The organism is Mesorhizobium sp. M4A.F.Ca.ET.022.05.2.1 (genome assembly GCF_003998845.1).
Taxonomy (GTDB): domain Bacteria; phylum Pseudomonadota; class Alphaproteobacteria; order Rhizobiales; family Rhizobiaceae; genus Mesorhizobium.
Map to the genome: position 1 here is coordinate 1 of NZ_RZOJ01000191.1, position 10832 is coordinate 10832.

General features: G+C 65.1%; 11 protein-coding genes and 1 pseudogene. 7 read left to right on the forward strand and 5 right to left on the reverse strand.

All coding sequences use genetic code 11. The annotated features are described in order from the left end of the window. Window positions 1-943: tetratricopeptide repeat protein (locus EN745_RS20210; RefSeq protein WP_127422092.1), on the forward strand; the 943-nt coding region annotated here is incomplete at its 5' end. Window positions 944-1008: 65 nt separating this feature from the next. Here the strand turns inward: EN745_RS20210 and EN745_RS20215 are convergent. Beyond that, a pseudogene (locus tag EN745_RS20215) lies at window positions 1009-1445 on the reverse strand (GNAT family N-acetyltransferase); the annotation flags it as partial. 149 nt (window positions 1446-1594) lie between these two features. On the opposite strand from EN745_RS20215, the gene EN745_RS20220 reads away from it, so the two are divergent. Then, window positions 1595-2539: a glycine--tRNA ligase subunit alpha gene (locus tag EN745_RS20220; RefSeq protein ID WP_126055966.1), complete on the forward strand. Its 945-nt coding sequence runs from the start codon at window positions 1595-1597 to the stop codon at window positions 2537-2539. A gap of 139 nt (window positions 2540-2678) precedes the next feature. Here EN745_RS20220 and EN745_RS20230 read toward each other — a convergent pair whose 3' ends face one another. Beyond that, window positions 2679-2861, reverse strand: a complete 183-nt coding sequence (locus EN745_RS20230; protein WP_126055965.1) for a hypothetical protein — start codon at window positions 2859-2861, stop codon at window positions 2679-2681. Window positions 2862-3083: 222 nt separating this feature from the next. On the opposite strand from EN745_RS20230, the gene glyS reads away from it, so the two are divergent. Next, window positions 3084-5237 carry a glycine--tRNA ligase subunit beta gene (gene glyS / locus EN745_RS20235; RefSeq protein ID WP_127422093.1) on the forward strand — a complete coding sequence of 718 codons (2154 nt, stop codon included), beginning with the start codon at window positions 3084-3086 and terminating at the stop codon, window positions 5235-5237. A 165-nt stretch (window positions 5238-5402) separates the two neighbouring features. Beyond that, on the forward strand, window positions 5403-5699 hold the full coding sequence (locus tag EN745_RS20240; protein WP_127422094.1) for an ATPase: 297 nt from the start codon (window positions 5403-5405) through the stop codon (window positions 5697-5699). A gap of 91 nt (window positions 5700-5790) precedes the next feature. Here EN745_RS20240 and EN745_RS20245 read toward each other — a convergent pair whose 3' ends face one another. Both EN745_RS20245 and EN745_RS20250 read right to left on the reverse strand, forming a co-directional pair. Next, window positions 5791-6180, reverse strand: a complete 390-nt coding sequence (locus tag EN745_RS20245; protein ID WP_126055962.1) for a hypothetical protein — start codon at window positions 6178-6180, stop codon at window positions 5791-5793. Between the two features lie 134 nt (window positions 6181-6314). Beyond that, window positions 6315-6809, reverse strand: coding sequence for a hypothetical protein (locus tag EN745_RS20250; RefSeq protein WP_245455552.1), 495 nt, complete (start codon window positions 6807-6809; stop codon window positions 6315-6317). 164 nt (window positions 6810-6973) lie between these two features. Between EN745_RS20250 and EN745_RS20255 the strand changes: the two genes are divergently transcribed. The 3 genes from EN745_RS20255 to EN745_RS20265 all read left to right on the forward strand — a co-directional run bounded on the left by EN745_RS20255 (window position 6974) and on the right by EN745_RS20265 (window position 10153). Further along, window positions 6974-7939 (forward strand): L-threonylcarbamoyladenylate synthase, encoded by a 966-nt coding sequence (locus tag EN745_RS20255; RefSeq protein WP_189363103.1) that lies wholly within the window; start codon window positions 6974-6976, stop codon window positions 7937-7939. A 20-nt stretch (window positions 7940-7959) separates the two neighbouring features. Next, window positions 7960-9402, forward strand: a complete 1443-nt coding sequence (locus EN745_RS20260) for an FAD-binding oxidoreductase (RefSeq protein ID WP_126055961.1) — start codon at window positions 7960-7962, stop codon at window positions 9400-9402. Window positions 9403-9586: 184 nt separating this feature from the next. Beyond that, entirely contained in the window at window positions 9587-10153 is a 567-nt protein-coding gene (locus EN745_RS20265; RefSeq protein ID WP_126055960.1) for a DUF6101 family protein, read from the forward strand. Between the two features lie 216 nt (window positions 10154-10369). Here the strand turns inward: EN745_RS20265 and EN745_RS20270 are convergent. Further along, window positions 10370-10832, reverse strand: a 463-nt coding sequence (locus EN745_RS20270) for a UbiA family prenyltransferase (RefSeq protein ID WP_189363104.1), incomplete at its 5' end; no start/stop codon positions are given.

The window sequence follows — 10832 nt, forward strand, 5'->3', positions numbered from 1 at the left end:
GAGCGATTGCGCCCTCGCCGTCCTTCAGTTGCTCGGCGACGGCGGCGAGCCGTTCGTACGCCTCTATCTGCAATATGCGCTGGCGCTGAAGCCCAACAGCGATGCCGCTCTGGTGCAACTCGCCGCCGTCGCCGAGCAACTGAAGGACGGCGAGGGCGCAATCGCTCTCTATCGCCGCATTCCCGGTTCCTCGCCGCTGAAGGAGCTTTCCGACCTGCAGCTCGGCCTCAACCTCGCCGATCTCGATCGCCATGACGAGGCGATCGCTCATCTGAAGGCGTTCGTCGACAAGCATCCGCAGGACATGCGCGCCTATCTGGCGCTGGGCGGGGTCTACTCCTCCAAGGAGGACTTCCGCTCGGCGGCCAATCTCTACGACAAGGCCGTTGAGGTGCTGAAGACGCCGACCAATGCCAACTGGAACATCTTCTATCAGCGCGGCATCGCCTATGAGCGGCTGAAGGAATGGCCGAAGGCGGAGCCGAACTTCCGCAGGGCGCTGGAACTGTTCCCCGACCAGCCGCAGGTTCTGAACTATCTCGGCTATTCCTGGGTCGACATGAACATGAACCTCAAGGAAGGCCTGGCGATGATCCAGAAGGCCGTCGATCTAAGGCCGAGCGACGGCTACATCGTCGATTCGCTGGGCTGGGCCTATTTCCGCATGGGCAGGTTCGAGGACGCGGTCCGCGAAATGGAGCGCGCCGTGTCGCTGAAGCCGGAGGACCCGGTGCTGAACGACCATCTCGGCGACGCCTACTGGCGCGTCGGCCGCAAGCTGGAAGCCACCTACCAGTGGAACCAGGCCCGCGACCTGAAGCCGGATCCCGACGTGCTTGCCACCTTGCAGCAGAAGCTGCTCAAGGGCCTGCCGGCGATCGAATCCAACACGGCGCAGGAAACCCCGAAGGTCAAGCCGGCCACGCCGGCGCCGAAGGGGTGAGCGGCACCGAAGGATGCTTTGAGCGGGGCTCTTCGTAGCCCCGCTTCGCTTTCAGAGAAGCTTGCGAACCCCGACCGCTCCGCCACCTTGTCGTAGAGTTGCATGGCCGTGTGGTTGGTCTCATGCGTCTGCCAGTACACCCGGCCCGATCCGGCCGCCTTGGCGCGTTCGTAGACGGCGTTGATGAGTGCCCGGCCGACGCCCTTGTCGCGCGCGGCCTCGGTGGTGAACAGATCCTGCAGATAGCAGTTCGCCGCGATCGCCGTCGTGCTGCGGTGATAGAGATAGTGGACGAGACCGAGGAGGCGTCCCTCGCTTTCGGCGACCAGCGCATGCACCGGCTCGTAGGCGTCGAAGAAGCGCGACCAGGTCATGGCCGTGATGTCGCCGGCAAGCGCCGTCTCGCCCGATCGGCCGTAAAAGGCGTTGTAGCCGTCCCATAGCGGCAGCCATTGCTCGAATCCTCTCGCGTGATGGGTCGGATGCTGGTGGAATCTGGCATGGCTGGGGCCTGCTGTTGCTGATGGCGGAGGCATGGAACAGACCGCAGGCTCGTCGTGCCGGCAATGGGCCAGCCGTCGGCTTGCCTTGACGCTTGCCAGCGGTGCCTCTAGAGCGTGGTCCCCATCCAGCCGCTCCATCGAGGCCGCCGTGACCGTCGACATTCCCGCCCACATGCATCCCAGCCGCTCCTTCCAGGGGCTGATCCTGACCTTGCACAATTACTGGGCGAACTATGGCTGCGTCATCCTGCAGCCCTACGATATGGAGGTTGGCGCCGGCACCTTCCACCCGGCAACCACCTTGCGCGCGCTGGGTCCGAGGCGCTGGAACGCCGCCTATGTGCAGCCATCGCGCCGCCCGAAGGACGGGCGCTATGGCGAGAACCCCAACCGGCTGCAGCATTATTACCAGTATCAGGTGATCCTGAAGCCGAACCCGCCCAACCTGCAGGAGCTCTATCTTGGCTCGCTTGAAGCCATCGGCGTCGATCCGCTGCTGCACGACATCCGTTTCGTCGAGGACGATTGGGAAAGCCCGACGCTGGGCGCCTGGGGGCTCGGCTGGGAGTGCTGGTGCGACGGTATGGAAGTGTCGCAGTTCACCTATTTTCAGCAGGTCTGCGGCATCGAATGCGCACCGGTCGCGGGCGAGCTCACCTACGGTCTGGAGCGGCTCGCCATGTATGTGCAGGGCGTCGACAATGTCTATGACCTCAACTTCAACGGCCGCGAGGGCGCCGACAAGGTCACCTATGGCGACGTCTTCCTGCAGGCCGAGCAGGAATATTCGCGCCACAATTTCGAGTTCGCCAACACCGCGATGCTGCTCAGGCATTTCGAGGACGCCGAGGCCGAATGCAAGGCGCTGCTCGCGGCCGGCACGCCCGGATCGAATGACGTGGGCGCAAGGCACCGCATGGTCCTGCCCGCCTACGACCAGTGCATCAAGGCCAGCCACGTCTTCAACCTGCTCGACGCGCGCGGCGTCATCTCGGTCACCGAGCGGCAGAGCTACATCCTCAAGGTGCGCAACCTGGCCAAGGCCTGCGGCGAGGCCTTCCTGCAGACCGAGGCGGGCGGCCTGGCGGCCTAAGTGTGTCGATATTCAGGGGATGCCGGCCTGCAAACGCCGGTTTTCTGCGCTTCCGCTACTCACGTACGTCAAGTACGCTCCGCTCCGGGTCTCGAAAACCACCGTTTTCGGCTCGGCGTGACCTTAATCTCAACGCACCTTAGTTCAAGGCGCTTTGGCCAATTTTGAGTGAAGCTGTGATCGGCAACGAGCTCTGGCTGCTTGCGCTGTCGATCGTCCGCAACGCCTGCCGCACGCCCGGCATCGTGAACGTGCCATGCATCTGGGCGGCGAAACAGGCGCTCAGTGCGAGGATTTGCAGGGTTCTCGATACGGTCTTCATGGTCGTTCAGCCAATAGGTCTCTGCCTGAGCGTTGGTCGCTTCAGCGCCGCGTTCGGTTCATGGGATTTCTGTTCTTAGGACGGGTGCGCCCGCTTGGTCCCGACAAAGACCTGATAATTTCCTGAAATCGGCCACCCCGGCGGCCGGCGGGCAGGGGTGACAGCGGCGAGCCGAGTTGCTATGCCCCGCCCGGACCGTTCGCCCCGCATGAGTTGATCCCTATGCCCGACCTGCTTCTGGAACTTCGCTCCGAAGAAATTCCCGCGCGCATGCAGCGCAAGGCCGCCGGCGACCTCAGGAAGATGCTGTCCGACGGCCTGGTCGAGGCCGGCCTCACCTATGAGGCAGCGCGCGAGTACTGGACGCCGCGGCGCCTGGCGCTCGACATTCGCGGCCTGACGGCGCGCTCCAAGGACATTCGCGAGGAGATCAAGGGCCCCGCCACCTCGGCGCCCGAACAGGCGGTGCAGGGCTTCCTGCGCAAGGCGGGCCTCGCCTCGATCGCCGAAGCGCATGTCCATTCCGACCCGAAGAAGGGCGACTTCTATGTCGCCCATATCTCCAAGCCGGGCAGGGCGGCGGAAGAGATCATCGCAGAGCTGGTGCCAGGCATGATCCGCAGCTTCCCGTGGCCGAAATCGATGCGCTGGGGGCCGGCCTCTGCCAGGCCCGGTTCGCTGCGCTGGGTGCGGCCGCTGCAATCGATCGTCTGCACCTTCGGCCCCGAGACCGAGGAGCCCGTCGTGGTCGATTTCGAGATTGACGGCATTCGTTCCGGCAACGTCACCTATGGCCATCGCTTCCACGCTCCGGGCGAATTCACCGTGCGTCGCTTCGAGGACTATGTTTCGAAGCTGGAAGCCGCCAAGGTCGTGCTCGACGCCGAGCGGCGCAAGGAGATCATCCTGGCCGACGCCCGCAACCTTGCCTTTGCAAACGGTCTCGACCTGGTCGAGGACGACGGATTGCTGGAAGAAGTCTCCGGCCTCGTCGAATGGCCTGTCGTGCTGATGGGCGAATTCGAACAGGACTTCCTCGCCATTCCGCCCGAGGTCATCCGGCTGACCATCCGCGCCAACCAGAAGTGCTTCGTCACCCGGCCGCAAGGGGCGGGCGAGGACCTGTCCAACCGCTTCATCCTTGTCGCCAACATCGAGGCCAGCGATGGCGGCAAGGAGATCGCGCACGGCAACGGCAAGGTGGTGCGAGCCCGCCTGTCCGACGCGCTCTATTTCTGGAAGACCGACCAGGGCGATTTGCCCGATCTCGGCGAACTCCAGGCGTCGGCCGAAAAGCTCGGGCTCGATCTGAAGAAGCCGCTCGACCAGCGCATCGCCCGCCTCGACCATCTCGACGTGACCTTCCACGCGAAGCTTGGCACGCAAGGAGCACGCGTCGAGCGGATCAAGCGGTTGGCCGAGGAACTGGCGCCGATCGTCGGCGCCGACCCGGCGCTGGCGCGCCGCGCCGCGGTGCTTGCCAAGGCAGACCTGCAGACCGAAGTAGTCGGCGAGTTCCCGGAATTGCAGGGCGCCATGGGCCGCAAATATGCGCTGCTGGAGGGTGAGCATGCATCCGTGGCCGCGGCCGCTGAAGAGCACTACAAGCCGCAAGGCCCGTCCGATCGCGTGCCGACCGATCCGGTCTCGGTTGCCATCGCGCTCGCCGACAAGCTCGACACGCTCACCGGTTTCTGGGCCATCGATGAGAAACCAACTGGCAGCAAGGATCCGTTTGCCCTGCGCCGCGCTGCGCTCGGCGTGGTCAGGATCCTGATCGAGAACCGCGTTCGTTTGGCGCTGACATCGATCTTCGCCAAAGCCTTTGCAAACTTTGCAGGCGGCGCGAGCCCGCAGTCCGACCTCCTCGCCTTCTTCCACGACCGCCTGAAGGTCTATCTGCGCGACCAGGGCGCACGGCACGACCTCATCGATGCCGTCATCACGCAACAGTCCGACGACCTGCTGCAGATGGTGCGCCGCGTCGAGGCGCTGGGCTCATTGCTCGACACCGACGGTGGCAAGAACCTGCTCGCCGGCACCAAGCGCGCCGCCAACATCCTGGCGGCGGAAGAGAAGAAGAAAACCCTCATCGCCGAGACTGTTGAGCCGGCTCTTCTGCGCGAAGAAGCGGAAAAGAAGCTCTATGCCGCGGTGAATCAGGCCGAGAAGGAAGCCGGCCAAGCGATTCAGAACGAAGATTTTTCCGCCGCCATGCTGGCGCTTAGCGTGTTGCGTGAACCGGTTGATTCATTCTTTGAACAGGTTCTCGTCAATGATGAGGACCAGGCCGTGCGCGCCAATCGTCTGGCGCTGCTTGCCCGCATCCGCGCCGCCACCGATCAGGTCGCGGATTTCTCCAAGATCGCCGGCTGACGGCCGAAAACGCGGGCCTGGAATTGCCTGCGCCCATCGGGGCGCGGGCCGTGCCCCCGCTTTCAGGCGCGCCAAAATTTAGTACGCGGGAGCCGGCTTACAGTCATATGACGATGACCTCCGCGTGGGACAACGATGACGTTCCCCCAACCACGGAGGCTTGCCATGAATTCCGATCACGACATCGAAGTCACTGAAGAAACCGCGGCTGCTGTCGAGGCGATCGAATCCGCTTCCGACGACAGGCTCGACCATGCCGCAGCTGCCGCGGTCGAAGCCGCCGATCAGTCTGACGATGACGAGGAAGGTGACGACGAGGACGGCGAGGATGCCGACGACGAAGCGACCCTGTTGGGTGGTGACGAGGATGAAGACGGCGAGGACGAGGATGAGGACGAGGAAGACGGCGTGAAGGCCGACGACGAAGACGAGTCCGACGAGGACAAGGAAGAAGCCGCCTGAGCCATTTTGGAGGCGGCCTCTCCGTCCTCCACGACCGAATAGCCCGCTGAGCTAGAGGAAGGGCGGCGCCAACGCGCCGCCCTTTTTGCCGTCAGTCCTCGAGGATGCTGACGTAGACGCTGTTCGAATAGACATCGACCTGGATCAGCGCCTCGCCATTGACGATGGCGCGCCGTGTCGCGCCGCTCATGGCGCCGCCGCGCCTCAACATCCGCTCTAGGTCGGCGCGGTCATCATTGCTGCGGAACCAGGCGTCACCCTCGTCGTCGCGGTCGCGCCGGTGGAATTTGTGCCAGTTGGCGCGGTCCTGCCGCACCATCTGCGCGGCGCTGTCCAGCGGATAGCCGTCGCTGGCGTGATGGTCCCGCTCGGAAATGCGCGCGACATAGGAGCCGAGCATATCGTCGGCCCGCGCCGTGCTCGTGCCCAGCACCGACGCCAGCAGCAATGCGGCGACGGCAAATCGTCTCGTCTCGTTCATGATGAACCCCCTTTTGAAAACCCAGTCTTCTTCCACCGATGCCGTCTGACATTTCGGGCAGCAGGATGGAATCAGAAGGAATACTGCCATCCGGGCATATGCGCCGGATGACGGATCAGCCTCCACTGAAAAGCCTACATGGCTTTTCCGACGGGGGATATCGGTGCCGGCTGCGCGGCTGCCGGTTGTGGCTGCTGCGCCTCGGGCTGAGGCTTCGGTTCGGCGGCGCCGTTTGACGCGGTCGCCTCGCCGGCCGGCTTGCCGTCGGCGGTGGGCGTTGTCTCGGTCGCCGGCGCCGTGGCGGTTGTGGCCTTGGCCGGTGCTGCGGCAGGCGTTGCAAAAGCGCCGCCGACGACGCCGCCGCGAATGATCATCGGGCTCTGCATGGAACCATGGTGCGTGGACTTATCGGGGATCGCCGCGACCTTCTCGTCGGTGACATCGAGTGCGGGCTCGCCAAGCGCCACGACCGACGGCGTCGAGCCGAGCTTCATCGGTTCGGGCGCGAGCCGGATGATGGAGGGCGTCGTGGTCGACGCGCCCAACACGACAATGGACGAAGCCTGGGCGCCGCCGGTAATTGCCGACAGGCCGACGCCAAGCGCTGCAAGGACACGCATCGACACCATGATAGTTTCCCCTGGCCCAACAAACCGGCACCATATTCCCACGGGATTGATGCCTGCTTGCGCGGAAACATAGCATTTTAGGGATTGATAATTCGCCAACGCCCGCACTTGCCCGCCGAACGCCGCCGTATTACGCAGCCTCGCATCCAAAGAGGTGACGACAATTGGCTGAGATAGTTGCCGCCGGCGAGGCGATGGAGCGGGCGCTGGCGCTGCTCGAGGGCGGCGACGTCGTCGCCATTCCGACCGAGACTGTCTACGGGCTGGCCGGCGACGCCACCAGCGGCATCGGCGTTGCCCGCATTTTCGAGGCCAAGGGCCGCCCGCGCTTCAACCCGCTGATCGCCCACGTCGCCGATCTCGCCATGGCCGAGCGCATCGCGCTCTTCGACCCGCTGTCGAGAAAGCTGGCCGCGGCCTTCTGGCCGGGTCCGCTGACGCTGGTGCTGCCGCAGCGCCCCGGAAATGGCATTCATCCGCTGGTCACGGCAGGGCTGGACACCATTGCGTTGCGCATGCCCAAGGGGTTCGGCGGCGAGCTGATCGCCAGGCTCGGTCATCCGCTCGCCGCGCCCAGCGCCAATTCTTCCGGCAGGATCAGCGCCACCACCGCCGGCGCCGTGGCTGCCGATTTAGGCGACAGGATCAGGTTGGTGGTCGATGGCGGGGCGACGCCGGTCGGCCTGGAATCGACCATCGTCAAGGTCGAGGGCGAGAGGGTGCGGCTGCTGCGGCCGGGTGGCATCGCTGCGGCCGAGATCGAGGCCGTCGCCGGCAAGCCGCTGCTGCGCGGCGTGGCTGCCGGCATCGAGGCGCCCGGCATGCTCGCCTCGCACTACGCGCCGGGCGCCGCGATGCGCCTCAACGCCCGTCAGATCGCCAGCGGCGAGGCGCTGCTCGCCTTCGGCGGCAGTCGCGCCGAAGGCTGGCAAGGTGCGGCCGCGCTGCGCAACCTCTCCGAGACCGGCGACCTGCGCGAGGCGGCGGCGAACCTCTTCGCATACATGCAGGAGCTCGACCGCAGCGGCGCCGCGACCATCGCCGTCGAGCCGATCCCTTTCGAGGGTCTGGGCGAGGCGATCAACGACCGGCTGTCGCGCGCCGCAGCACCCCGTGACAAGATCGCCTGAGCGCCATAGGTTCTGGCCCCATGAATGATCAGTCCGACGACCAGCCCTTCGAGCTCGACCCCAGCCTTGTCGACCGTTTCGCGGCCATCGTTGGCGAGAAATACGCCTTGCGTGACCAGGCCGAGATCGCACCCTACATCACCGAACGGCGCGGCCTCTGGCACGGCCGGACGTCGCTGGTGCTGAGGCCGGGCAGCGTCGAGGAGGTGAGCCGCATCATGCGGCTTGCGACCGAGACCAAAACGCCCGTCGTGCCGCAGAGCGGCAACACCGGACTGGTCGGCGCCCAGGTGCCCGACAAGTCCGGCCATGACATCATATTGTCGCTGTCCAGGCTGAACCGCATCCGCGAGATCGACGTGCTCTCCAACACCGTCACCGTCGAGGCCGGCGTCATCCTGCAGACCTTGCAGGAAGCGGCCGACGCTGCCGGCCGGCTGTTTCCGCTGTCGCTTGCCGCGCAAGGCTCCTGCCAGATCGGCGGCAACCTCTCCTCCAACGCCGGCGGCACCGGCGTGCTTGCCTATGGCAATGCGCGCGAGCTCTGCCTCGGCGTCGAAGTCGTGCTGCCGACCGGCGAGGTGTTCGACGATCTGCGCAAGCTGAAGAAGGACAATACCGGCTACGACCTGAAGAACCTCTTCGTCGGCGCCGAAGGCACGCTCGGCGTCATTACCGCCGCCGTGCTCAAGCTGTTTCCGAAGCCGAAGGGCAGGGAGGTCGCCTTTGCCGGCCTGTCGTCGCCTCGCGATGCACTTTCCCTGTTCAGCCTGGCGATGGGCCGGGCGGGCGCTTCGCTCACTGCCTTCGAGCTGATCGGCAAGCGGCCGTATGACTACACGCTGAAGCATGCGCAAGGCGTCACCCGGCCGCTGGCCGACGACTGGCCTTGGTATGCGCTTATGCAGGTCTCCTCCGGCCGCTCCGAGGAGGACGGCAGGGCGCTGATCGAGGAAATACTGTCGGCCGGGCTCGAACAGGGCTTTGTCGGCGACGCGGCGATCGCGGCGAGCCTTGGCCAGGGCGACGCCTTCTGGAATTTCCGCGAGGTGCTGCCAGAGTGCCAGAAGCCGGAGGGCGCCTCGATCAAGCACGATATCTCGGTGCCGATCGCCGCGATCCCCGACTTCATCGACAAGGCTGCCGGCGTGGTGGAGAGCGTTTGTCCCGGCGCCCGCGTGGTCTGCTTCGGCCATATGGGCGACGGCAACCTCCACTACAACATCTCCCGCCCCGTGGATTGGCAGGACGCGGCGTTTCTCGACCTCTACCATCCCATGAACCAGGCCGTGCACGAGGTCGTGCGCTCCTTCCATGGCTCGATCTCGGCTGAGCACGGCATCGGCCAGCTGAAGCGCGACGAACTGATCGCCACGGCGCCGCCGATGGCGATCGAACTGATGCGCCGGGTGAAGGCGGCCTTCGACCCCGCCGGCATCATGAATCCCGGTAAGGTTATCTGATCCTTCCAACATGTTGTGGGTGGTTGCATTCCGATAACCATCCCCGAGATCAGCAAAATTTAACCGACTTTCTTAAGCGCGGCGGTAAGGAGCCAGCGCTAATGTTTCCGCATAAGCGAGGCCGGAAAAAACTGGCCCGGAGAGAACCGGTAAACGGCCCTCAGGAGACACAGGAAGGCACTCGATGAACACTGGACTGAAGCCAGTCTGGGCAGGGCGCAACATGCGTCTCGACCCATTCCGCCTGCCGCAGATGGTGAGCTATGCGACACGCGACGACTATGGCGACGTTACCTTCACCATCGACCAGCGTGGTGCCGTCATTCGCCGCATGCTGGAGATGAGCGGCGTGCCGGCGATCATCGCACTGCCTGCCAAGGCGTTTCGCGGCGTTGCCGCCCGCGCCATGGAAGACCCCGACGGCAACGTCACCGTGACGCTCGAGCTGCTGCACAATGATCCGATGCTGTCGGTGCCACTGCTCGTCGCCGACGACCTCGACGACGTCGCCGCCGACTGGCGCGCCTGGGCCGATGCCTATCGCCTGCCGATGCTTCTGATCGAGGCCGACGGCGTTGCTCGCACGCTGGAGGAATCGCTCGGCGCCGCCATCAAGGCGCTGCCGCCCCAGGAGCGCCGCAAGGGTCGTATCTCGACCACGCGCCGCCCGCGCTTCCTCGCCCGCCGTAGGGCGGGCAATCTTGGCCTCAGACTCGTCGTCGACGGCGAGGAGATCATCGCGCGGGAATAGTCCGCTGGCGATTGGCGAAACCGCCGATGACAGCCTTCTTCTCCCCGTCACTGCCCGGCAGGGCGATGAGGGGCGGCGCCGACCTCAGGGTTTGGCCACATCGAAAGCCGATCAGAGGCCGTATAACCGCTGTACATTTTCTCCTTGCCTGCAAGGCTCGCTGCCCCTCATCCGGCTGCCGCCACCTTCTCCCCGTTGAACGGGGAGAAGGGAGAACTACAGCAGCGGCTTCAGCGCCACCCATAGCGCGCCGCCGATCAGGCCGAGGAAGATCAGCCAGCCGACCTGGTTGTTCGACTTGAACAGCCTGAGGCACTGGTCCGCATCGTCGATGTTCAGCTTCGCGATCTGTCGCGCCATATGCGCGCCGGCGGCGATCAGCCCGGCCAGCGCCGGCATCGGCGCCTGCGCCGAGGCGAAGGCGATGGCGAAGCAGGCGAGCGCGCCGCCATAGAGGCCGACCAGCCAGGTCCTGGTGTTGTCGCCGAACAGGCGCGCCGTCGAGCGCACGCCGACGATGGCGTCGTCTTCCTTGTCCTGATGTGCGTAGATCGTGTCGTAGCCGATCACCCACAGGATTGACCCGATATAGAGCATGATGGCCGGGCCATCGAGATCGCCGAACTCGACCGCCCATCCCATCAGCGCGCCCCAGGAGAAGGCTAGCCCGAGCACGAAT